Below are 21626 nucleotides of genomic sequence, written 5' to 3'. Positions count from 1 at the left end.
CCGGGGTTCGCCGCGCGATCTCACCGGCTGTGCGATCGGCCGTTCGGTGATCGACTCTGGCTCCCGCGGGCGCTGAGCGCACGGATCGGGGCGATCAGCATGCGGTAGATCGGACGGACCACACGGCCGGGGAGATAGCGGTTGCGTTCCTCGTGCCAGACCCGCGCCCGGGGATGTCCCGCGATGGGTGACCAGCGGTCGGAGGGTGGGGGTTCGGAGGTGCGGAATTCGATGCGGCACAGGTGCTTCGTATTGACGAAGCCGTATTGGCTGGGGCTGACCAGGCGCAGCGGCGCGCCGTGGTCGCCGTCGAGTGGCAGACCGTCGAGGCGGTCGGCAATGAGCACGTCCGCGGCCAGGGCGTCCTCGAGCGCGACGATCGACACGAATCCGTCGAGGCCCTCGAAGAGGACATGGCTGATGGCCGCGCCCGGTGCGAGCAGCGGTTCGACCAGGGTGCGGTAGACGGTCTCGAAGGGGGTTCCCTCCCACAGCAGATCGACCGCCGACCACCCTGCGACACAGTGGAAGTCGGCTTTCAGCTCGGCCCGCGGCAATGCGGCCAGATCGGCCAGGGACAGGGTGACGGTCTCACTCACGGCCCCGCCGATCTCGATCACCGGTGCGGCGGGAACCGGAGGCGGCGGATGGTGCATATGCGTACCGAACCGCGGAAACCCTTCGACGGCGCGCTGGCCCGGGGGAAGTGTCATGCCGATCCTCCATGTGCACGGAACCGCGGCGCCGGGTGCGCCGACAAGGTCAGGATCCGCCGAATACCGCTGGGCGTCTTGAACGAATGTTCCGCCCGGCGCACGCGAACGGTCTCACCGGACGCCGAGCATCCGCCGCAAGCTGGTGTGCATGGCACGGCTGGCCTCGGCCTCCGACATCCGGCCGCTGTCGCGCTCTTCGCTCGCCACGTGGGCGAGCCGGATGGTGACCGCGACCAGCCAGTCCACCGGCAGGCCGTCGTCGAACTCCCCCGCTGCTCGGCCGCGGAGGATCACCTGTGCGATGCGGTCCGCGATCGAGGTGTGCTGTTCGCGGTCATCGCGTGAACTCCCCGGCAGCGCATTGATCCGTTGCAGCAGAACCGGGTAGCGGCAGGCCTCGACCGCCGCGGCCTCGATCACCCGTTCCAGCGCCGCGGCCGCGGGCCCGGCATCGGGCTCCGCCGCATCCATGGCCGCGGCCGTCCGCTCGGTGAGCCGGTCGAGCACCGCCAGTAGCAACCGTTCCCGCGACGGAAAATGCGCGTACACGGTCTGCCTGGTCACCCCCGCCGCCTCGGCAATGGTCTCGACACTGGCCTCCGGATGCGCATCCAGAACCCGTGCCGCCGCATCCAGAATCGCCGCCTGACTGCGATCGGAGTCGGCCCGCCGCTTCCGACCCGGAGAACCACTCATCTCTTACACCTTGTCAGCGTTTCCATATGGATATATCTTACAGCTTGTCAGAGTTATCAGATCGTAGGCCCCGCCAGGAGGCGCCATGCCCGCATTCACCGGCACCGATCCAGCCCAGTTCATCGCCGACTTCTACCACCGCTTCAACGAAGAACTACTGGCCACCGATGAAGACGCCGCCACCATCGTCGACCGCTTCCACACCCCCGACATCATCCAGTTCGCCGACGGCCATCGCATGGACCGCGCCAAACTCATCGCCCACACCCGCCCGGTCCGCAAGAACCGCCCCTCCGGCCGCATAGAAGTGCACTCCGCCCTGTCCGACGGCGACCACCTCGCCGCCCACTACACCATGCACGTCACCCAACGCGGCAAAACCCTCGCCATAGAAGTCTGCTTCTTCGGCCGCTTCACCCCCGACGGCCGAATGCGCCAGTCCCACATGCTCACCCGCACCATCACGGAGTAACCCCATGCCCCAGCTACCGCTACACCGTCCTCGGAATGTCCTGCGACCACTGCGCGAAATCCGTCACCGAGGAAGTCGAGCGCATCCCCACCGTCACCGCCGTAACCGTCCACCTCGACACCGACACCATCGAGGTCACCAGCACCACCCCCCTCAACCCCGAAACCGTCCGCGCCGCCGTCGACGAAGCCGGTTACGAACTGCAATAAAGGTTTCAGCCCTCCTCATCCCGATACAAATCATCGACAGTCCGCGCCGAAACAGCCTTGTCCAGCCAGCTCAGCAACTGCTCGGGGTCGGCGCAGGAATTGATTCGACTCCGGGCATCGTCCGAAACCGCCACCCCCGCCCGATCGAGCATATGCAGCACCGCCTGCGCGAGCCCCTCGGATCGGCCTTCGGCAAGCCCCTCGGCAAGACCCTCCGACCGAGCCTTGGCACGCAGGCGCTGGGAGGTTTCCGAGCGGAAGAAGGAGAGGTCCACGGTCATCAACTGCCTCCAGTAGTTTCCGGCTTGGCTTTTGCCCAAACCCAGTTCGGTGAGTTCAGCGAAGATGAGGGCATCGTCTTCGTCGATGGTTTGCAATGCGGTGGCCAGCGTTTTCAGTATGTCACCGATGCCTGGATCGTTGGCGTGGGTGATGGCTGACAGAGTGGCCAAGGGGACGTCCTCGACCGCGGTTCGGAGGTCGGTGACCCGCTGCACATTGTGCGGGCCGAGAACCAGCGGGCGAACGGTAAGGCTGGTCCATTGTGGTGGGCCGATCCGGTGGGGGCCTGCTGCCCAAGCAGCGGTGGTCGTGTCCTGGCAGATGACCAGGAGTACCGGGTGCAGGTCATATTTCGCGTGTACGTGAGCAAGGTAGTACGCCCATGCGCTGAACTTCTTCTTGTCGTCACGGCCTTGGGCCTCGACCAGCAGGAGGAATGGGCCTTCCCCGGTGTCGATGCGCAGCAGCGTGTCGACGCGGCGCTCCAGCGGTTCGATCTCGGTGAGGTCGTTCGGTAGCAAAGCGACCGAACGGGGCTCAGGGAAAGGCAGATTCAGTTCGGCGAAGGCGTGGCCGAAGACTTCGGGGTGTCTTCGGAAAAGCCGGTGCATCGCCTCGTGCTGAGAGCTGACCATGAGGCGAGACTATTGCTGCGGATCGAAGGTTTGTTCGATCCGCAGCAAAGTCGTCTGGACTGTCCTGATTCGCTGGGGCGGCGGGCGATTCGATACCGCGCGGTCAGTACGGCTGGTTCGGATCCCGTTCGGGGAGAGGGCGTTCCACGATGGTGGGGCGGCCGAGGGCGTTGCGGACCTTGCGTTTGGCGGACTGGTAGACGAGGGCGGTTTCCTGGGCGACCACGTCCCAGGCGAAGTCGGCGGTCAGGCGCTCGCGAGCCGCCCAGGCGCGCTCTTGGGCGGCGGCCGGGTCGTCGAGGACCGAGTTCACGGCTTCGACAAGACCGTTCACATCGGCGGGTTCGAAGGATGCGCCGGTTACGCCATCCGTCACGAGGTCGCCGAGGCCGCCCGCGGTGGAGGTGACGAGGGGGGTGCCCGCGGCGGCGGCTTCCAACGCCACGATGCCGAAGGGCTCGTAGCGGCTCGGGAGGACGATGGCGTCGGCGCCGTGCAGCCAGCCGAGCAGGTCCGTATGGTCCAGGCGGCCCACGAAATTCACGGCGCGGGCCACGCGGTGGGCGCGGGCGCGCTCACGGAGCCAATCGAATTGGGTTCCGATGCCCGCCACGGTCAGCGTCGTTCCGGGGTGCGCCTTGCGAATACGGGGCAGGGCGGCAATCGCGTCCTGGATGCCTTTCTCGTATTCGAGGCGGCCGACGTAGAGCAGACGCGGCGGGCCCGAGCGGGGGGCGCGTTCGCGGAAGGTCCAGGAGCCCACGTCGATTCCGTTGCGGATGACCGTGACCGGGACTCGTTCGGGGCTGTAGAGCCGCTCGACCTCGTCCTTCATGGATTCCGAACACGTGATGAGCGCATCGGATTCGTGGGCCAGCCACCATTCCACCGAATGCACCTGGCGGTTGACGCGGCCGGAGACCCAGCCGCTGTGCCGCCCGGCCTCGGTGGCGTGAATGGTGGAAACCAAAGGGACGTCGTAGAACTCGGCCAGGGCGATGGCGGGATGGGCGACCAGCCAGTCGTGCGCGTGCACGACATCCGGGATCCAGCCTTCGCCGATGCCGCCCTTCTGCAATGCCATGCCCGCGCGCACCATGGCGTGACCCATGGCCAGCGTCCAGGCCAGCATGTCCTCGCCGAAATCGAAGCACGGCGGATCCTCGGCGACCGCCACCACGAGCACGCCGTCCTCGACGAACGAATGCGTCGGATGCGTGCTCGCATCGGTGCCCATGGGGCGGCGGGCCAGCACGACCACCTCGTGTCCGGCGGCGGCCAGCTCGGTGGCCAGGTGATGGACGTGGCGGCCCAGCCCGCCGACAACGACGGGTGGGTACTCCCACGACACCATCAAGATCTTCATTAGGGTCCTTCTGCCACAGAGCCGAGACGGCGCGCATCGAGCACTGGGAACAGTCCGTCGGCCGCGTACCATCCTGTGGCAAGCTGCCCCGCTTTGGCCAGTTGACCGGCGGCGACGGCGGCCGCGATCTCGCGCACGGCGTGGGCGTGCTGATGGGCCCGGTCCCGGGCGTATCCGGCGGCCGAATCCTTGGACACCATGAACGCCCAGTCGCTGGACACGGTCAGGATGGCCTCGCGCAACAGCTGATCGGCGACTGGATTGCGCAGCCCGCCCAGTCCCGGTCCCGCGATATCGGATCCGGTCTCGACGCGCATCTTGTCGAGGGTGTCCAGCGCCAGCCGCACGATGTCGGCATTGAGTTCGACCAGATCGGCGACCTGATCCCCGGCCCACACCCGCCAGTCCTTGCCCGAACCCCAGGAGGAATCGCTGAGCTGCACCGATTCCCCGACATAGCCGTTCGCGCGCGCATCGGCGAGAGTGCCGACGGTGACGCCCGCCTCGGGCAGCGCCCGCAGCACCTGCTCCAGCCACTGCGGTCCCTCGTGCCACCAATGGCCGAACAATTCGGTATCGAACGCGGCCACCACCAGCGCGGGGCGGCCGATGCGCTCGGACTCGGAGATCAACCGTTCCCGCACGGTCTCCACGAAGTCGGCGACATCGCGCCGCACCGCCTCGGCGGCGAGTGCGGGATCGTAGGGAGCCTTGTCCGGACCCGCCACGGTCTTACCGGTCACCCGGGACGGTTTGAGGCCGGTGGCGTGATCGTAGTGATGGAAATCACGGTAGGCGGCCTGCCCCGGATACCCGGATTTCGGCGACCACACGCGGTAGCTGACATGCAGATCGCGCCCGAACGCCACCACATCCGAATCCCACACCGGCCGTCCGAGGGTCGTATCCCCGCGCAGCGCGGGGCCGTCGACCATGAAGTGCGTCACACCGGCGGCGGCATAACCGGGCTCTATGCCCGGCGTGAATCCGCATTCCGGAGCCCAGATTCCGGTGGGCGTATGCCCCCACCGCTGCCGCGCGTCGGCCAGGCCCTCGCTCAGTTCGAACGCCCGCAGCCGCGCATCCAGCAGCGGCTGGAACGGATGCGCCAGCGGCCCGCCCAGCAATTCGATGGCCTCGGCATCGATGAGCTGCCGCCACACCGGCGACGCGCCGTGCCGCCAGCGTGTCTCGAAATCCTCGAGGGCCTCGTCGGCCAGCCGGTGCTCATGGCTGCCCAGTGCGGTATTGCCCGCCATGGACGCCTCGTCCGCGCGCAGTCGCCAATTGCCCAGCCAGTGGTGCATGCCGGACAGGCTGTGCGGATCATCCAGCTGCGCCGCCAGCACCGGCGTGATGCCCAGGCTCAGCAGATGCGAACGGCCTTCGGCGGCAAGGTTTCTCAGCACCTTCGCCACCGGCAGATAGGACGCCGCCCAGGACTGGTACAGCCATTCCTCACCCACCGGCCAGCGCCCGTGATGGGCCAGCCACGGCAGGTGCGAATGCAGTACCAGCGTGAACTGCCCTGGAACGGAACCCTTCTCGGTCACGGCTTCACCGCAATCGCGACCAGGTCGAGGCTGGCATCGATATCCGCCTCGGCAGCGGCGAGCAGTTCGAAGTCATCGGTCGCGACCGCAGCCACGTCGGCGGCCAGTTCGGCGGGCCATGGTTCGCCCGCGACGGCCCGCTCGATCTGCGCGTCGATGATCGACCCGCCCCACTTCTCGTCCAGCGCGCGCAGCGCCGAACCGTGGAACACGCCCGCCATCAGCTCGACCTGGAAACCCGCCTCGACGCACAGTTCGGTGAGTTCGGCGGCATTGAGCTCACGGGTGTGGAAGGGGTTGAGCGGCGTATCCCGCCCCGGCGAGAAGGTGATCCGGTTGGGCGTGCTGATCAGCAGCGTCCCACCCGGCCGCAGCACCCGCAGCACCTCGCGCATGAACTGCGCTTGATCCCAAAGATGCTCGATGACTTGGAAATTCACCACGACATCGACGGATTCGTCCTCCAGCGGCAGATCCGCCAGATTCCCCTGCACCATGTCCACCCGCGGGTACTTGGCCCGCACGTGCGCGACCGCGCTGTCGTCGTAGTCGAGCCCGATGACGCGTTCGGCGACGCCCGCGATCATATTGGCGCCGTAGCCTTCTCCGCTTCCGGCTTCCAGTACGACCTTGCCAGCGCAGCGCTGTAGCAGTCGCACGTAGGCGATCTCGTGGCGGCGGAACCAGTAGTTCTCCTCGGCGATACCGGGCACCGTCCGTTCACCGGTCAAAGGCAGGGGATCGGTGGGGGTTTCGGTGGGTATCACGGCCTCGCTCATCCGTCCGACGTTAGCGGTTGCCCATATCACAGCCGCAGCCGGATCTGGTGATGCAGAACATCACAGCCTAAGTTACCCATGAGTAACTTAACGTAGGGTAATCTCCCCGACGAGCTACTTGTGGACGTACGGCCAGCCGATCGTGCGACCGCCACACCCGTGCCATCAGAACAGGAGGTCGACGAAGACCAATGCCGAACATCGTCGTACTGATCAAGCAGGTTCCTGACACCTGGTCCGAGCGCAAGCTGACCAGCGGTGACTACACCCTCGACCGCGAGGCCGCCGACGCGATCCTCGATGAGATCAACGAGCGCGCCGTCGAGGAAGCGCTGCTGATCAAGGAGGCGCAGGGCGGCGAGGTCACCGTGCTGGCCATGGGTCCCGAGCGGGCCACCGAGGCCATCCGCAAGGCGCTGTCCATGGGCGCCGACAAGGCCATCCACGTCAAGGACGAAGCCATCCACGGCTCCGACGCCGTGCAGACCGCCTACGTGCTGGCCGCCGCGCTGGGTCAGATCGAGGGCATCGAACTCGTCATCGCGGGCAACGAGGCCACCGACGGCCGCTCCGGCGCCGTCCCGGCCATCATTGCCGAGTACCTGGGCCTGCCGCAGCTGACCCACCTGCGCAAGCTGACCGTCGACGGCGAGCGCATCTCCGGTGAGCGTGAGACCGACGAAGGCGTGTTCAAACTGGAGGCCACCCTCCCGGCCATCGTCTCGGTCACCGAGAAGATCAACGAGCCGCGCTTCCCCTCCTTCAAGGGCATCATGGCCGCGAAGAAGAAGGGAGTTCAGACCTTCACCCTGGCCGATCTGGGCGTGGATCCCGAGACCGTTGGCGTCGCCAATGCGGGCACCCAGGTCACCGGTGTGACCCCGAAGCCGGCGCGCACGGCGGGCGAGAAGATCGTCGACGAGGGCGAGGGCGGTCAGCAGATCGCCACCTACCTGGTCGGTCAGAAGATCATCTAAAGCCCCCCGAGCCCAACGAACTTCAGGAGAAAGACAATGGCAGAAGTACTCGTGCTCGTGGAGCACGCCGAAGGTGCGCCCAAGAAGGTCACCACCGAACTCCTCACCGCCGCTCGCACCCTGGGCACCCCGGCCGCCGTCGTGGTCGCCGCCCCGGGCACCGCGGACAAGCTGGGCGACGCCCTGGCCGCCGCGGGCGCCGAGAAGATCTACGTCGCCGAATCGGATGACGCCGAGGGCTTCCTGGTGACCCCGAAGGTTGACGTCCTGGCCGGTCTGTCCGAGTCCGCCGCCCCGGCCGCGATCCTGGTCGCCGCCACCGCCGACGGCAAGGAGGTGTCGGGCCGCCTCGCCGCCCGCATCGGCTCCGGTCTGCTGGTCGACGCCATCGCCATCAATGCCGACGGCTCGGTGCAGCACTCCATCTTCGGTGGCGCGTTCACGGTGGATGCCAAGGCCACCGGCGATGTCCCGGTCATCTCGGTGCGCCCCGGCGCCATCGAGGCCGCCCCGGCCGCCGCCGCGGGCGAGAAGGTCGCCGTCGAGCTGCCCGCCCAGGAAGAGGGCGTCACCAAGGTCGTCTCCCGCGAGCCGATCGTCGGCGGCGACCGTCCGGAGCTCACCGAGGCCGCCATCGTGGTCTCCGGTGGCCGTGGCGTGGGTTCGGCCGAGAACTTCGGCAAGGTCGTCGAGCCCCTGGCCGACGCCCTCGGCGCCGCCGTCGGCGCCTCCCGCGCCGCCGTCGACTCGGGCTACTACCCGGGCCAGTTCCAGGTCGGCCAGACCGGTAAGACGGTCTCCCCGCAGCTGTACATCGCCCTCGGCATCTCCGGCGCCATCCAGCACCGCGTCGGCATGCAGACCTCGAAGACCATCGTGGCCGTCAACAAGGACGAAGAGGCCCCGATCTTCGAGATCAGCGACTACGGCATCGTCGGCGACCTCTTCAACGTCGCCCCGCAGCTGACCGAAGCGGTCAAGGCCCACAAGGGCTAAACCCCTTCGCGCTGAGCGCAATCGAATGTCCCCCGGCCGTTTCCGGCCGGGGGACATTCGCATTCAGCCCCAACCGTGGCGACCCCGTCGAGCAGGTACTGGTGTAGGGGATTCGCCCGAATTCCCTACACCAGTACCTGCTCTTGGGTTATCAGGCTAGGGAGACGACCTTGTTCTGCCCGGAGATGACCGTGTCGGAGAGGTCGACGAGGGCTACGCGGACTTGGACTGTTTGGCCTTTTGTCAGCGGTGCGGGTTCGCCGGATACTCCGGTGACCGTGACTACGGCCTGTTGTTGGGTGCCATTGCAGACGATCGCGTTTTCGGCGCCGGTGGCGGAGGGGCTTTCCGCGTCGGGGGCGCCGACCATCACTTTGATGGCGGACGCCCCGGCTGAGGCGTCGCAGCTGTAGTCGACTCCCACGTTTGCGGGGCCGACTCCGGTTATGTCGATGCTGTTTGCGGCGAGCGCGGGGGCGGCGGTCGAGACGAGGGCTGCAGTCGTCGCGGCGAGGGTGGCTGCGATGAGGGTGGAGCGGCGGTAGTTCCGAGTGGTCACCATTGATCTTCGTCCTCCTGCGTAGCGGAAACGGATCATCGGACGCAATCAGGGATCGCGGCGTGGGTGATGCCGCATGTCCATCCTCCTCCGGCGGTGCTCGGAGAGGGAGGGCGGGTTCGGTGCGTCAAGGGGGCGCAGTGCGGAAGGTGACGGGTGTGGGGGCCGGGCCGTGCGGGTCGGGTCGCTCTTGCGGGGCGCGATTCGATGTGCCCTTCCACGGCAGTGATGTCACCGGATTCGCGCATTGGGACACCATGGCATCGGGGTGCGGCACAACGCGCGCACAGAACTAGAACGTGTTCTAACTGTGGAGTGGGTGCACGGGTGGAAGGCCATGTCGATCCGGCGTTCCGGGCTGTCCGGGAGCTTTTCGAGGCCGGGCTCGCGGCGGGGGACGACCTCGGGGCGGGAGTCGCCGTTTTCGTGGACGGGCGGGCGGTGATCGATCTGTGGGGCGGGACGGCCGATGAGCGGACCGGGCGGCGGTGGGCGCGGGATACGGCGTGCCCGGCGTTTTCGTGCACGAAGGCCGTCACCGCTACCGCGGCGCTCATGGTCGCCGCACAGCAGGGCATCGCGTTGGACGGGCCGGTCACGCAGTGGTAGCACGAATTCGTTTGTGCGGGAAAGGAAACCACGACAACCGCGGATCTCCTGACGCATCAGGCCGGATTGCCCGCCTTCGAACTCCCCCGCACCACCGAGCAGGCCGCCGACCCGCGCGGTATGGCCGAGGTGCTCGCCGCGCAGCGGCCGCTCTGGAAGCCGGGCAGCCAGCACGGTTACCACGCACTGACATTCGGCTGGCTGGCCGGTGAGCTCGTGCGCCGCAATACCGGCGCGACGGTCGGCGAGTACACGCGACGTCATCTGGGCGCCGACCTCCATATCGGCCCGCCACCGGACGTGGCCGAGGAAGCGGCCCGGGTGACCTTTCCACCGGCCGCCCAACTGACATGGTCCCCCGAAGCGCCCCCGATCGACGCCGCGACCATATCCCGCATGACTCAGGCCTACCGCGACCCGAACTCCCTGGCAATGCGCGCCTCCACCAACCCTTTCGGCGCCTACAACAAACCCGAGGTCCTGACCGGCGGCTGGCCCGCCACCGGACTCGTGACCACCCCGCGCGCCCTCGCCACCTTCTACCGCGACCTCACAGCGGGCGCCCTCCTCCCCGAACCCCTACTGCACGAAGCGATCTGGGAACGCGTCCGCGGCGCCGACGCTGTCCTCCTCCTGGAAAGCGCCTTCGCCCTCGGCTACATGCTCCCCTGCCAGAACCTCCCCCTCCCGGATTCCGCCCGCCCCACCGCCTTCGGCCACCCCGGCGCAGGCGGCTCCCTCGGCCTCGGCGACCTCGACAACAAGATCGCCTTCGCCTTCATCCCCAACCTCCGCCGCGACTGGCTGGCCGGTGACCGCCGGGCCTATCGCCTCGTGGAAGCCGTCTACGCGGCTCTCTAGATTCAGGAGTCGAGTTTCTTCAGGGCTTTCTGGACGGTGAGGTAGGTGCGGGTGGTGATGTCCTTGCCGTGGGTTTTTTCCAGCCAGGCCATGAAGCTGGGGGTTTTCGGGTCGCTGTTGTCGATGACCGAGATGACGGCGGCGGCGGTCTTGTCGTAGCCGAGGATGCGGGCCAGGTCGGTGCTGGCGGTGGCAGGGTCGGGGAGACCGGCGGCGGCGTTCTTGATGAAGGTGACGGTGAGATAGGTTTCGCGGCAGTGGGTGAGGCCGGGGAACCAGTCGGCGTCGACGAGGGAGCGGAGTTGGGCCTGGCTGCGGACCAGGGTGCCGCCGGGGATGCCCAGTTCTGCGTTCAGAGCTTGCTGGATCCGGGATTCCAGGGCGGGCATATCGGTTTCGTCGGTGTGGAAGGTGACGTTGCCGCTGGAGAGGAGGGTGCTCACCCCGGTGAAGCCGAGGCCCTCGAACACGGCGCGGAGTTTCTCGTTGCGCATGTTCGGGTTGGTGGGCATGATCCCGCGCAGGAAGGCGGCGTAACCGGTCATGCCGGTGACCTTAGCCAGCGCGGGGGACAATGCTCAGGAGGCGGTGACGCCGTTCTTCTTGCGTTCGATATCGGCCAGGGCGGCAAGGTATTCGGCGCGCTTGTCGGCGGCCGCGTCCCAGGCGTCCTTGCGGTTCTTGACCACGCGGGCGGGGGCGCCGACGGCAATGCTGAAGTCGGGATAGTCGCCCTTGACGACGGCGTGGGCGCCGAGCACGCAGCCGCGGCCGACGCGGGTGCTGCGCAGCACCGTCACCTTGGCGGCGATCCAGGTGTCCGGACCGATGCGGACGGGGCTCTTGACGATGCCCTGATCCTTGATGGGCAGGGTGATGTCATCGGTGACATGGTCGAAATCGCAGATGTAGCACCAGTCGGCAACCAGGGTCGACTCGCCGATCTCGATATCGATGTAGGTGTTGACGACATTGTCCTTGCCGAACACCACCTTGTCGCCGATGCGCAGCGAACCCTCGTGGCAGCGCAGCGCATTGCCGTCACCGATGTGCACCCACTTGCCGATCTCCATGCGCGCCAATTCGGGCGTGGCGTGGATTTCGACATTGCGACCCAGGAAGACCATGCCGCGCAACACGATGTGCGGGTTGGCCATCTTGAACTTCCAGAGGCGGTAGTAGCGCACCAGATACCAGGGGGTGTAGGCGCGATTGGCGAGCACCCATTTGAGCGATGCCACGGTCAGAAAACGCGCCTGCTCCGGATCCCGGCGCCGCGATCCCGCCCAACGCGAGCGCAACGGCGCGCCCCACATGCTCGTCACGAACTGCTCCCTGTAATCCTCTGGGCTCAACTGTCGCCCTGGTCGGGCATTTCAGCTTCACACCATATACGTCGCGGCTAACCGTGCCCGCCCTGTCCGGCGCTCATGCCCGGCATGGACATGCCGGGCATATCCATGTGCATGGGCGCTGGCTGCTGGCCGGGCGCGAGCACCAGGAATTGGCCCATCATGCCTTCGTCCTCGTGCAGGAGGAGATGGCAGTGATACATGTACGGATAGGTCGGGTCGCTGTGGCCGGAGAAGCGCATAGCGAGTTTGTAGGTGACGCCCGGGGCTGTGTAGACGGTGTCCTTCCAACCGGACAAGGCCGGGGGCGGGGTGCGGCCGTCGATGTCGACGATCTGGAATTGGACGTCGTGGACGTGGAAGTTGTGCGGCCAGTTGTCGTTGTTGCGGACCGACCACACCTCGGTGGTGTCGACGGGGATGGACATGTCGATGCGGTTCATGTCCATGCGCTGGCCGTTGATCATGAACCACTTCAGTTCGAAGGCGCGGTCGGGCCGGGCGGTCGCGGCGGCCAGCGGCGCGATGGCGGCGAGCGCGGCGGGGACGGTCGCATTGGCCGCGAGGCGCGGCGCGGGTCGCAGCCGCAGGATGTCGAAGGTGTCGTCGAAGCCGTAGGCGGCGGCCTCGTCGATACCGTATCGCTGTTCGATGGGCAGTGATCGCAGGGTGACGGGCTCACCGGCGCGCAATTCCACCACCAGCTCGACCCGTTCGCCGGGGCTGATCTGAATGCGGCGCAAGGCGACCGGCGCGGTGAGCAGCCCGCCGTCGGTGGCGATGAGCTGGAATTCGCGGTCGTCGGAGAGGGCGAGGTTGTAGAGGCGGCCCGAGGAGCCATTGAGAATGCGCAGCCGCACCCGCTGGGTCCGTACGTCCAGATGCGCCCCGGCGAGACCATTGGTGACGATGACATCGCCGAGCAGGCCGATATCGGTGGGATCGGATTCGTCCAACTGCCCGTCCGAGGTGAACCGGCGGTCCTGGATCACCAGCGGAATATCGTCCACGCCATAGTCGCTCGGCAAGTCCGGGCCGTCGTCATCGACGAGGAAGAATCCGGCCAACCCGCGATAGACGTGCTTCTCGGTCGTCCCGTGCGGATGCGGGTGATACCAGAGCGTGGCGGCCGGTTGGTCCACCGTCCACGACGGCTCCCAGATGCCGCCCGGTTCGATCGTCTGATGCGGGCCGCCGTCATGGCGGGCGGGCACATGCATGCCGTGCCAGTGCACGGTGGTCGGCTCGGGCAGCGATTTACCAATGGTGAACGCGACGGTCTCACCGCGGCGGGCCCGCAGCGTCGGCCCGAGGACCGAACCGCTGTATCCCCAGGTGGGAGTGGACTTTCCGGGCAGCATCTCGGTGGTTCCGGTCTGCGCCTTCAATGTGAACCGGCGAATGCCGTCGGCGCCGACGGTCGAAGCGGCCAGCGGCGGAACAGGCAGCGGCCTGGTCGCGGAACCGGCTGTCCCGGGCGCGGGTGACCCGGACCGCCCGGCCGTGCAGCCGGAGGCGGCGGCCAACGATGCCACGGCGAGCCCGGTGAGAAAGCCCCGTCTGGAGACCACGAAAACACTCCTTCGTTCGATGAACCTCCAGCCTCGTTTTCCGGGCGATCGCGGAACTCGTCCCACCGGCCCGAGACCGGCCCCCGTCGGCTCCTCCCTCCGGACCTTGTGCACGGGCGCGGAAAATGCTAACTCGCCCGATATCAGAAATCCGCCCCTACCTGCGGCCACCGCAGGATCCGAGTTCCTCGACCGTGCAGGGTCGGCGGAGAGCCGGAGCGCGATCCCCCGCGCAACCGCGACCGGGACCGCGACCCCTCGCTCCTCCCGAGGATCGTGCAGCGGCGCGACGCCTCGCTCCTCCGCGCGACTTCGACCGGAAGTGCGACCCCTCACTCTTCCTCCGGGACCTTGTGGCGGGGACTCACTTGCACTGAACCGCGCACCTACCCCTGCCTGCGCAAACGACTTCGGACCAGTCCCCTACCGTGGAGGCGTGACAGAGACCCGCTCCCGGAGGAATCTGGAACCGGTCGTGCGCTGCCTGCCGCTCGTCCTGGTTCCGTTGCTGCTGGCGGTGAGCACTTTTCCGGGCGAATACGGGGTGCCGGGGATGTACTGGCTGCTGGCCATGACCGCCGCCCTGCTGTTCGCGGTCGGCGGGCGCTGGCCGCTGCCGCTGTCGCTGGCCCTGTCCGCCCTCGCGGTGCCGATGTTCCGGATTCCGGCCTGGGGCCTGTCCGGCCTGGTGCCGCTGATCGGAGCGCTCGCACTCGTCGATGTCGTCCGGCGCACCCAGCGCACTCCGCCGCTGATCCTGGCGACAGTGTGCTGGGGCGTGGCGGTCCTGCTCGGCCGCTGGAACAGCCACACCACGAGCGTCACCCAAGCCGCGATAGCGCTCGAGGTCGGCACCTATGTCGCGCTGCCCGTTCTGCTCGGCCTGTATCTGCGCGGCCAGGCCCGCCTCGCGGACTCGCTGCGACTGCGCGCCGCCGAGGCCGAGACCCGCCGCGCCGAGGCCGAACAGCGCACCCGTTTGGTCGAACGTGGCGCGCTGGCACGCGAATTGCACGATCTCGTCGCACACCACATGGCCTCGATCGTGCTGCGCATCGGTGTGGCCCGTCACGTGGTGGCGGAAGCCGATCCACGCGTGCGCGCGGTGCTCGACGATGTGCACGACACCGCATCCGACGCGCTCGCCGATATCCGGCGGCTGCTGGCCGCGCTACGTGATCCCGAACTCGGGGAGGTCGCGCTGATGGATGCGGCGGCGGTGCGCACGGAACTGGAGGCGGCCATCGACCGGGTCCGCGCGGCCGGTTTCACCGTCGAGGCCGATACGCGTTCGCGGATAGCGGGTTTGGACGCGATCGGACGGCTCACCCTGTTGCGGTTGATCCAGGAATCGCTCACCAATGTCATGAAGCACGCCGACCCCGCCGCACCCGTCGTCCTCACCGTGCGCGACGCCGAGGGCGGGATCGCGGTCGGCGTGCGCAGCGGCGGGACGAGGAGCGACTCGAATCCCACCGCCGCGAGCGGCTCGAATCCCACTGCCGGTCACGGCATTATCGGCATGCGGGAGCGGGCGGAACTGGCGGGCGGACGACTCACGGTCGGGGGCGACGGCGCGAGCTGGGTGATCGACGCCTGGCTGCCAGCATCGGCCACACCGGACATCGCGGGCACGCCGGAGCCCGACCCCGCAGCGGATTTCGACTCCGCAGCCGAGCTCAACGGTGCGGCCGACCTCGACCCCGCACCCGAGGCCGATAGCCCGCGCGATGTCAACGGCACACTCGATCTCGGCGCCGCCCCGGATCGCGAAGCGGCGCCGGAAATCGATGCACGACCGCATGTCGGCCCAGCACCGGAGGCGCCTGCACTCGGTGGGCAGCGGTCCACTAGGAGTGAGCGCTGATGATTACCGTGCTGCTGGTCGACGATCAACGGTTGGTGCGGGCGGGGCTGCGGATGCTCATCGAATCGACCGAGGATTTGCGGGTGGTCGGGGAGGCGGCCAATGGGGTGGAGGCGATTCGGCTGGCCGCCGAGCTGGGGCCCGATCTGATTCTCATGGATTTGCGCATGCCCGGGCTCGACGGGGTCGCGGCGACCGAGCGGCTGGTGCGGGGTGGGTCGAGTGCGAAGATCCTGGTGCTCACCACGTTCGACGATGACGACCATCTCTTTCCGGCATTGGCGGCGGGGGCGACCGGGTATCTGGTCAAGGACACCGAACCGGGCGAATTGCTGACCGCCATCCGGCGCACGGCCGAGGGGGAGATACTGTTCTCGCCGCCGCTGTTGCGGCGGCTGGTGGATCGGGTGGTGGCGGCGCCGCCGGAATCGCCTGCCCCGCAGGTGGATCTGACGGTGCGGGAGCGCGAGGTGCTGAGTCTGGTGGGTGAGGGGTTCGGGAATCAGGAGATCGCGGATCGGCTGCACCTGGGTGTGACCACCGTGAAAACCCATATCGCCAACCTCATGGACAAGACCGGATGCGACAACCGTGTGCGGCTCGCGGTGTACGGCTATCGCATCCATCGTTTCGGGGACTCCGCCGATCTCCGGAAGGGGTAACCGTCCCCCTCCCGCGAGGCGAAAGTAGGCTGTGCTGCGGCTGCATCAGCCCCCGGAAGGACACCAGAGAAACGTACTGGCAGAAGGGACACCAGCAGGTGCGAAGCGGCAGGCGGCACACCGGACGTGACCAGCACCGACCGCGGATCGGCCGCACCCTGGCAGCTGCGGCCGCCGGATTGCTGACGCTCACCGCGTGCGGCAGCACCACGGTCGACGACATCAAGGTCGGCAATGGCGCGGGCTGGCCGCTCGCCTTCCACGATGCGCGCAACAGCGGATCCACTCCGGTGACCGGATCGCGCAATCTCTCACTGAGTTGGCAGCGGCCGGTCGGCGGACCCGTGGCCGCGCCGGTGACGGTCGGGCCGGAGGGGCAGATGTTCGTCACCACGCGCACGCCCTCGTGCCAGGTGTTCTCCTTCCTCATGCAGACCGGGCGCAAGCGGTTCTGCAACGCCATGGGCCCCAGCGCCGTCGACGGTGGCGCGGCCGTGGACGGCAGCACCAATGTGTATCTCGGCGACGACGGCGGGGTGTACTCGTTCAACCTGCTCGGCCAGCCGCGCTGGCGCACGCCCGTTGCCGGGGTGCCGATCTCGGTGCAGTTCACCGGTGACGGAAATGTGCTGTCGGTGACCCAGTCCGGGCAGGTGGACGTGCTCAGTCGGCAGACCGGAGACCGGCAGGTGCCCACCTTCCAGCTGCTCGGCGAGCCGGACTTCCTGGAGAACCCAGGCCTGAACCGGCCGCCGGACGGGCAGGGCATCGAGGACTGCGCGACCGGCGGGCCGCAGTGCCCGGTCGCGAATGTGTCCGCGGTGGATCAGAAGACGGGGCGGTTCTACGCCACCGTGTGGCGGCCGGGGGCGGGCACGGCCGATCTGATGGCGCTCGGCTACGACGGCAAGGAAGTCCGCGTGGAGTGGAGCGCGGAGATGCTGAACGGCGGCAGCGCGACCAGCCCGTCGCTGTCGGCGGACGGATCCACGGTGTACGTGGGCGACAACAGCAATCGGCTGATGGCCGTCGACACCTCCGACGGGCACACCAAGTGGGTGCACGATCTGGGATTCCCGGCGCGGGGCGCGATCTCGGCCGCGGACGGGCTGCTCGTGCCCGCCGGAGACGACGGGCATCTGCTGGCCATCCGGGACAATGGGGACAGCGCCCAGATCGCCTGGGAGCGCAAGGATCTGGCGCTACGCGGTAAGCCCGTGCAGACCGCGGGCGGTACCGGGTACACGGTCGCGCCGATCGGCGAGCACCTCACCCTGGTCACCTTCGACACCAAGACGGGTGCGACCGTCGACTCCGACGACATGCCCGGCGCGGAAGGCACCACCGTCGGCACCTCGATCGGGGCGAAGGGCGAGGTCGTGGTGACCACGCGCATCGGCGAGATCTTCGTCTACAAGCCGGAGAAGTAACCAACTCTCGGGACTCTCAGGGGCTGACGCCCCTGAAATCCCAGAGCCCGGGACGCTATTCGGGGCGGGTGGAGTCCAACACGGCTACGGCGCGTTCGAGCATGTCCATCAGGGCTTTTCGTTCCTTGGCGGTGAATTCGGCGGCGAGGGCGCGCTCCACGGGGACGGCTCGGGAGTCGGCGTCGCGCAGGACCGCAGCTCCGGCGTCGGTGAGGCGGGTCTCGAGGACGTTGCGGTGCCAGGCGTGGGGGGTGCGTTCGATGAGGCCGCGGTCGCGGAGGTTGGCCAGGACCGTGTTCATGGTGGGTGGGGTTACGCAGCATTGACGGGCCAGCTCGGCGGCGGAGATGCCCGGGTTCTCGCTCAGCACCAGGAGCGCGGCGTACTGCGGGACCGTCACGCCCGCGGGTTTGACCGCGGCGAGTTTGGCCGCTTGCAGGGCCTGTTCGGCGCGCTTGAGGTAGGCGCCCAGGCGTTCGGCGGTTGGCATCGACGTCACTCAGGCATGGTATTCGACTCTTCCTGGTGTTCGAATATTGACTATCATTAGAAATCTAATCTATGTTCGAATTCGCACTTAGGTGTTACCTCTACTGATCTGCCCCGGAAGGCACACCCATGTCTCGTCTGCCCCGACTCCGCAGCGCCATGCCCGCCGCCCTGCTGCTGACGCTGGCGGCCTGCTCGAACAGCGCGGAACCCGCCGCGCCGAGCGATCCGGCCGCGCGCGTCAGCACCGCCTTCGAACTGCCCGAGGAACGCGCGTATCCCGAAGGGATCGCGGTGGATTCACGCACCGGGGATGTCTACGTCGGCTCCTGGACCACCGGCGCGGTCTACCGCGCCACAGCGGGCAGCGGCAGGGCCGAGGTCTTCCTCCCCTCCGGCACGGATGGCCGGATGACGGCCAACGGCCTGCGCGTCGACAGCGCCGGACGACTCTGGGTCACCGACCACACGACCGGAGTAGCGGTGTACGACACCGGAACTCGCGCTCTGCTGGCCCGCTTCGACACGGCGGCCGCCGATCAGCCGTTCATCAATGATCTGGCCGTGACACCGGACGGCAGCGTCTACATCACCGACAGCGTCCGCCCGATGATCTACCGCGTCGGCCCGGAACAGCTCGCGGCCGCCGTGGCGAACGGCGGGCGTGGAACCCTGCCCGTCTACGCGGATCTGAGTACCGCCGTCGGAGCCAGCGCGCCCGGGAGCTACCTCCTCAACGGCATCGTCGCCGACGAGGCCGGTCGCTACCTGCTCACCGTCGACATGGCCTCCGGCGACCTCTATCGGATAGCCCTGCAATCCCAGCCGGTGATCACCAAAGTCAACCTGCAAGGCGGCAACCTAATCAATGGCGACGGCCTCGAATTGCACGGCGACACCCTCTGGGCCGTGCACAACAAGGACAATGCCGTGAGTCGGTGGCGCCTCACCGCCGACGGTACGGCCGCCGAGCTCCAACACCGCATTACCGATGAGGCCCTGCGCATCCCGACCACCATGGCGCACAGCGGTGATCGGGTCCTCGTGGTGGTCTCGCAATTCGACCGCGGCGGCCCCATGGGCGCGGGCACGCCGAGCAATCCGTTCCGGGTCGTCGCGGTCGACGGCATCTGATCGAGGCGGTCGCGCTCGTGACGGAAGTATTGCCATGAGCTAGCCGCGGGCGCGGGCGATGGCGTCGACATTGTCCGCGATCCGCTGCATCATGCCGATCAGGGTGGCGTAACCGTCGGGGCCGAGGCCGTCGATGACGGCGGCGCGTTCGGCGTCGATGAGTTCGGCGACGGAACGGCATCCGGTCTCCCCCGCAATGGTCAGGGTGTGATTGCCGTCCGCGTCGACGGCCAGCCATCCGCGGTCGACGAGATCGGCGACGTGCGGGGCGACGGTGGGTTCGGCCGCATCGAGGAAATGCGCGTGGGCGCGATCGAGGTCGGTCAGGGTTGCGGGTGCGGCGGAGATCGTGTTCACGATCTGCCACGAGCGACGGACCAAGCCGTGGGCCGCCAGCAGGGCGGCGAAGTTCTGCTCCAGCATCTGGTCGATATGGCGGAGGTAGTAGCCGAGCGGCTTTCCGGGTGCTTGTGCGGTGATCATGATCTTCCTCTCAGGTATATGTTCAATTACATGTAATTGTAGTTTAGCAAGTAGTTGTAGAATGACAAGGGTGACGGAGAGAGATCCCGCGACTGCTGCCATCGAGCGGGCGATGGTGGCGATCCGGCGCAGCCAGACCCGGCGCAGCCTCAGCAGGCTCGGCGCCCTCGGTGACGGACCCGCCATGGACCCCACGCTGTTCGGCATGCTCGATGTCGTCGAGGCGCGCGACGGAGAGGCGACCGTCACCGATATCGCGACCACGCTCGGGGTCGATCAGCCGCGCGCCAGCCGCCTCGTCGCGCGCGCGGTGACGGACGGACTGTTGGAACGCCGCGCCGATCAGGCCGATGCGCGCCGCGTGCTGCTACACCTGACCCGCAAGGCGCAAGCGGCGCTGGAACGCGCGCACACCGCGCGCCAAGCCGTCTTCGCCCGCGCAACCGCAGACTGGGAGGACGCCGAACGCGCCGAATTCGCCCGGCTGCTCACGCGATTCGTCGCCGACTTCCAAGCGACGACCGTCACCCCCGAGGACTGACGCCACTACGGCGTGGCACAGATGAAAACCGTGGCCGTACGGCCGATACACGTGACGACAAGCGTATGCGGTTGTGTGCCACGCGGTTTGAGCCTCGCACGCAACGCATCCGGGTCGATATCGACACCGCGCGTGAGGATTTCGAGCGGACCACAATCCCGGCGATGCAGTTCCGCGCGCAACGGCTTCTCCCGGAAGTCCATGCGCTCGAGAATCCGGAACCCGCGCACCCCCTCCGGCACGCTGTCGCCGGTGAGATAGGCGATACGGGGATCCAGTTGCCACAGACCGTGTTTCGCGCCGTAGTGGCGAACCAGGCCCGCCCGCACAACCGCCCCGTCCGGATCGATGATCCACTCCCCCGGCTCGCGCTCGGGAATGTCGTCGGGCTCGGCATCAGTGATGTTCCACGACTTCCCGGTCGACGAGAGCACCGTGGCGCGACGCGTCACACCGGCCTCCGCCAAGCCGGGCGACCACAGACAAGCTTCGCGCACCGCGCCGCCCAGCGAGGTCACCTCCACCTCCCCCGCCCACCCGAGCTTGTCGAAATCCATTCCGGGAGCGCACTTCACGACCAGATCCCGTCCCGCATAGGCAGTGAGCAGATCCGGCAGCGGCGGCTGCAGCTTCGCCGGATCATGCGTCCGCCGCCCGTCCGCACGCCGCGCCGGATCGGCGATGATCACCTCGGCGCTGCTGCACGGCGCCAGCGCATCAGCCTTGACCAGCAACACATTTCGCGCCGCCGAACCCGCCGCTCGAGCGGCAGACCCGAGGGCGCCGAGGATCCGTGAGTCGGCGACAGCGCCGGAAGGCCCTCCCGCGCCGGAGTTACGGCCGGTCGCCGCAAGCCCGTGCGTACCGGCCCCAGCATCGGAAAGTGCCCCTGGATCAGAGCGCTCGCCGGTGGCAGCGACGCCTGTCGTGTGGGTGTCGGAGCGCGGATTCCCCAGTGCCGCACCGAGATTATGGGCTGCCATGGCGAGGCGCACCGAGTCCAGGTCGCTGCCTATGACGGCGGGGCAGACGCGAGCCAGCTCGGCCAGTTCCGCGCCGATGGAGCAGGTGACGTCGTGGACGGCGCGACCGGTCAGGCGTTCGGCGCGGTGGCGGGCCACCGCGGTGGGGGTTGCCTGTTGCAGGGCGTCGTCGGTGAAGAGCCAGTCGGTCGCGGCGTCGAGTTTGGCGGCGGCGCGGCGGCGGCGGAGGCGGAGGGTTTCGGCCAGGACGGCGGCGCGGTCGCCGTGGGCGCGGCGCAGCTGTTCGAGGTCGCGCAGCAGCGACTTGGGGGTGAGGTCGAGGTGATTCGCCTCGGTCAGCGCGGCGGCACCGGCCGCGCTGCCGAGGTAGGCGACGTCGTCGCGAGTGAAGGCGTAGCCCAAGG

At 67.9% G+C, this 21626-nt stretch carries 22 protein-coding genes and 1 pseudogene; 10 read left to right on the top strand and 13 right to left on the bottom strand.

Features of this window, described 5'->3' with window-relative positions; all coding sequences use genetic code 11:
* Window positions 1-20 precede the first annotated feature (20 nt).
* Together NC4_RS29150 and NC4_RS29145 are read right to left on the bottom strand one after the other, a co-directional pair.
* The gene (locus NC4_RS29150; RefSeq protein WP_067544543.1) at window positions 21-713 is read right to left on the bottom strand and encodes a molybdopterin-dependent oxidoreductase; all 693 of its coding nucleotides are present in this window, start codon (window positions 711-713) and stop codon (window positions 21-23) included.
* Window positions 714-827: 114 nt separating this feature from the next.
* The gene (locus NC4_RS29145) at window positions 828-1412 is read right to left on the bottom strand and encodes a TetR/AcrR family transcriptional regulator (RefSeq protein WP_067544541.1); all 585 of its coding nucleotides are present in this window, start codon (window positions 1410-1412) and stop codon (window positions 828-830) included.
* An 85-nt stretch (window positions 1413-1497) separates the two neighbouring features.
* Between NC4_RS29145 and NC4_RS29140 the strand changes: the two genes are divergently transcribed.
* Together NC4_RS29140 and NC4_RS45315 are read left to right on the top strand one after the other, a co-directional pair.
* Complete coding sequence (locus NC4_RS29140; RefSeq protein WP_067544539.1) at window positions 1498-1884, top strand: nuclear transport factor 2 family protein; 387 nt, start codon at window positions 1498-1500, stop codon at window positions 1882-1884.
* A complete protein-coding gene (locus NC4_RS45315) occupies window positions 1809-2093 on the top strand; it encodes a heavy-metal-associated domain-containing protein (RefSeq protein ID WP_501193520.1) in 285 nt (94 codons plus the stop codon). The genes NC4_RS29140 and NC4_RS45315 overlap by 76 nt, the downstream gene beginning before the upstream one ends.
* Window positions 2094-2098: 5 nt before the next feature.
* Here NC4_RS45315 and NC4_RS29135 read toward each other — a convergent pair whose 3' ends face one another.
* From NC4_RS29135 to NC4_RS29120, 4 genes are all read right to left on the bottom strand, one after another.
* Window positions 2099-3010, bottom strand: coding sequence for an RpnC/YadD family protein (locus NC4_RS29135; protein ID WP_067544537.1), 912 nt, complete (start codon window positions 3008-3010; stop codon window positions 2099-2101).
* A 103-nt stretch (window positions 3011-3113) separates the two neighbouring features.
* Window positions 3114-4376, bottom strand: a complete 1263-nt coding sequence (locus NC4_RS29130) for a glycosyltransferase family 4 protein (RefSeq protein ID WP_067544535.1) — start codon at window positions 4374-4376, stop codon at window positions 3114-3116.
* On the bottom strand, window positions 4376-5929 hold the full coding sequence (locus NC4_RS29125; RefSeq protein WP_067544533.1) for a 1,4-alpha-glucan branching protein domain-containing protein: 1554 nt from the start codon (window positions 5927-5929) through the stop codon (window positions 4376-4378). Before NC4_RS29125 ends, NC4_RS29130 begins: the two co-directional genes overlap by 1 nt.
* The gene (locus tag NC4_RS29120) at window positions 5926-6708 is read right to left on the bottom strand and encodes a class I SAM-dependent methyltransferase (RefSeq protein WP_067544531.1); all 783 of its coding nucleotides are present in this window, start codon (window positions 6706-6708) and stop codon (window positions 5926-5928) included. Before NC4_RS29120 ends, NC4_RS29125 begins: the two co-directional genes overlap by 4 nt.
* Before the next feature lie 191 nt (window positions 6709-6899).
* Here NC4_RS29120 and NC4_RS29115 point away from each other — a divergent pair, with 191 nt between their 5' ends.
* Both NC4_RS29115 and NC4_RS29110 read left to right on the top strand, forming a co-directional pair.
* Entirely contained in the window at window positions 6900-7685 is a 786-nt protein-coding gene (locus NC4_RS29115; protein WP_067544529.1) for an electron transfer flavoprotein subunit beta/FixA family protein, read from the top strand.
* Window positions 7686-7721: 36 nt separating this feature from the next.
* Window positions 7722-8681 (top strand): electron transfer flavoprotein subunit alpha/FixB family protein, encoded by a 960-nt coding sequence (locus NC4_RS29110; protein WP_067544527.1) that lies wholly within the window; start codon window positions 7722-7724, stop codon window positions 8679-8681.
* 151 nt (window positions 8682-8832) lie between these two features.
* Here the strand turns inward: NC4_RS29110 and NC4_RS29105 are convergent, their stop codons facing one another.
* The gene (locus NC4_RS29105; protein WP_067544525.1) at window positions 8833-9243 is read right to left on the bottom strand and encodes a hypothetical protein; all 411 of its coding nucleotides are present in this window, start codon (window positions 9241-9243) and stop codon (window positions 8833-8835) included.
* 204 nt (window positions 9244-9447) lie between these two features.
* On the opposite strand from NC4_RS29105, the pseudogene NC4_RS29100 reads away from it, so the two are divergent.
* Window positions 9448-10710: pseudogene (locus tag NC4_RS29100) on the top strand (serine hydrolase domain-containing protein).
* A gap of 2 nt (window positions 10711-10712) precedes the next feature.
* Here the strand turns inward: NC4_RS29100 and NC4_RS44160 are convergent.
* The 3 genes from NC4_RS44160 to NC4_RS29085 all read right to left on the bottom strand — a co-directional run bounded on the left by NC4_RS44160 (window position 10713) and on the right by NC4_RS29085 (window position 13633).
* Window positions 10713-11255, bottom strand: coding sequence for a DUF1697 domain-containing protein (locus tag NC4_RS44160; protein WP_067544809.1), 543 nt, complete (start codon window positions 11253-11255; stop codon window positions 10713-10715).
* A 33-nt stretch (window positions 11256-11288) separates the two neighbouring features.
* Window positions 11289-12035, bottom strand: coding sequence for an acyltransferase (locus NC4_RS29090; protein WP_067544524.1), 747 nt, complete (start codon window positions 12033-12035; stop codon window positions 11289-11291).
* 77 nt (window positions 12036-12112) lie between these two features.
* Window positions 12113-13633, bottom strand: coding sequence for a multicopper oxidase family protein (locus tag NC4_RS29085; protein WP_067544522.1), 1521 nt, complete (start codon window positions 13631-13633; stop codon window positions 12113-12115).
* A 436-nt stretch (window positions 13634-14069) separates the two neighbouring features.
* Here NC4_RS29085 and NC4_RS29080 point away from each other — a divergent pair, with 436 nt between their 5' ends.
* From NC4_RS29080 to NC4_RS29070, 3 genes are all read left to right on the top strand, one after another.
* Window positions 14070-15500 carry a sensor histidine kinase gene (locus NC4_RS29080; protein ID WP_067544520.1) on the top strand — a complete coding sequence of 477 codons (1431 nt, stop codon included), beginning with the start codon at window positions 14070-14072 and terminating at the stop codon, window positions 15498-15500.
* Window positions 15500-16162: a response regulator gene (locus NC4_RS29075; RefSeq protein ID WP_067544519.1), complete on the top strand. Its 663-nt coding sequence runs from the start codon at window positions 15500-15502 to the stop codon at window positions 16160-16162. The genes NC4_RS29080 and NC4_RS29075 overlap by 1 nt, the downstream gene beginning before the upstream one ends.
* A 98-nt stretch (window positions 16163-16260) precedes the next feature.
* Window positions 16261-17592, top strand: a complete 1332-nt coding sequence (locus tag NC4_RS29070; protein ID WP_245721995.1) for an outer membrane protein assembly factor BamB family protein — start codon at window positions 16261-16263, stop codon at window positions 17590-17592.
* A gap of 55 nt (window positions 17593-17647) precedes the next feature.
* Here the strand turns inward: NC4_RS29070 and NC4_RS29065 are convergent, their stop codons facing one another.
* Window positions 17648-18082, bottom strand: a complete 435-nt coding sequence (locus NC4_RS29065) for a MarR family winged helix-turn-helix transcriptional regulator (RefSeq protein WP_067544517.1) — start codon at window positions 18080-18082, stop codon at window positions 17648-17650.
* A 128-nt stretch (window positions 18083-18210) separates the two neighbouring features.
* On the opposite strand from NC4_RS29065, the gene NC4_RS29060 reads away from it, so the two are divergent.
* A complete protein-coding gene (locus NC4_RS29060; RefSeq protein ID WP_067544515.1) occupies window positions 18211-19215 on the top strand; it encodes an SMP-30/gluconolactonase/LRE family protein in 1005 nt (334 codons plus the stop codon).
* A gap of 39 nt (window positions 19216-19254) precedes the next feature.
* Here the strand turns inward: NC4_RS29060 and NC4_RS29055 are convergent, their stop codons facing one another.
* Window positions 19255-19698, bottom strand: a complete 444-nt coding sequence (locus tag NC4_RS29055) for a MarR family winged helix-turn-helix transcriptional regulator (RefSeq protein WP_067544513.1) — start codon at window positions 19696-19698, stop codon at window positions 19255-19257.
* A gap of 70 nt (window positions 19699-19768) precedes the next feature.
* Between NC4_RS29055 and NC4_RS29050 the strand changes: the two genes are divergently transcribed.
* Window positions 19769-20239 carry a MarR family winged helix-turn-helix transcriptional regulator gene (locus tag NC4_RS29050; RefSeq protein ID WP_245721994.1) on the top strand — a complete coding sequence of 157 codons (471 nt, stop codon included), beginning with the start codon at window positions 19769-19771 and terminating at the stop codon, window positions 20237-20239.
* A gap of 5 nt (window positions 20240-20244) precedes the next feature.
* Here the strand turns inward: NC4_RS29050 and NC4_RS29045 are convergent, their stop codons facing one another.
* Window positions 20245-21624, bottom strand: a complete 1380-nt coding sequence (locus NC4_RS29045; RefSeq protein ID WP_067544509.1) for a THUMP-like domain-containing protein — start codon at window positions 21622-21624, stop codon at window positions 20245-20247.
* Window positions 21625-21626 lie beyond the last annotated feature (2 nt).

The sequence above is a fragment of the Nocardia crassostreae genome, assembly GCF_001613405.1.
Lineage (GTDB): Bacteria > Actinomycetota > Actinomycetes > Mycobacteriales > Mycobacteriaceae > Nocardia > Nocardia crassostreae.
This window is presented reverse-complemented; position numbering and strand designations above follow the sequence as displayed.

Coding starts and splice junctions, on each gene's coding strand:
- NC4_RS29150 (WP_067544543.1), bottom strand. CDS start 713: ATGACACTTCCCCCGGGCCAGCGCGCCGTCGAAGGGTTTCCGCGGTTC.
- NC4_RS29145 (WP_067544541.1), bottom strand. CDS start 1,412: ATGAGTGGTTCTCCGGGTCGGAAGCGGCGGGCCGACTCCGATCGCAGT.
- NC4_RS29140 (WP_067544539.1), top strand. CDS start 1,498: ATGCCCGCATTCACCGGCACCGATCCAGCCCAGTTCATCGCCGACTTC.
- NC4_RS29135 (WP_067544537.1), bottom strand. CDS start 3,010: ATGGTCAGCTCTCAGCACGAGGCGATGCACCGGCTTTTCCGAAGACAC.
- NC4_RS29130 (WP_067544535.1), bottom strand. CDS start 4,376: ATGAAGATCTTGATGGTGTCGTGGGAGTACCCACCCGTCGTTGTCGGC.
- NC4_RS29120 (WP_067544531.1), bottom strand. CDS start 6,708: ATGAGCGAGGCCGTGATACCCACCGAAACCCCCACCGATCCCCTGCCT.
- NC4_RS29115 (WP_067544529.1), top strand. CDS start 6,900: ATGCCGAACATCGTCGTACTGATCAAGCAGGTTCCTGACACCTGGTCC.
- NC4_RS29110 (WP_067544527.1), top strand. CDS start 7,722: ATGGCAGAAGTACTCGTGCTCGTGGAGCACGCCGAAGGTGCGCCCAAG.
- NC4_RS29105 (WP_067544525.1), bottom strand. CDS start 9,243: ATGGTGACCACTCGGAACTACCGCCGCTCCACCCTCATCGCAGCCACC.
- NC4_RS44160 (WP_067544809.1), bottom strand. CDS start 11,255: ATGACCGGTTACGCCGCCTTCCTGCGCGGGATCATGCCCACCAACCCG.
- NC4_RS29075 (WP_067544519.1), top strand. CDS start 15,500: ATGATTACCGTGCTGCTGGTCGACGATCAACGGTTGGTGCGGGCGGGG.
- NC4_RS29065 (WP_067544517.1), bottom strand. CDS start 18,082: ATGCCAACCGCCGAACGCCTGGGCGCCTACCTCAAGCGCGCCGAACAG.
- NC4_RS29060 (WP_067544515.1), top strand. CDS start 18,211: ATGTCTCGTCTGCCCCGACTCCGCAGCGCCATGCCCGCCGCCCTGCTG.
- NC4_RS29055 (WP_067544513.1), bottom strand. CDS start 19,698: ATGATCACCGCACAAGCACCCGGAAAGCCGCTCGGCTACTACCTCCGC.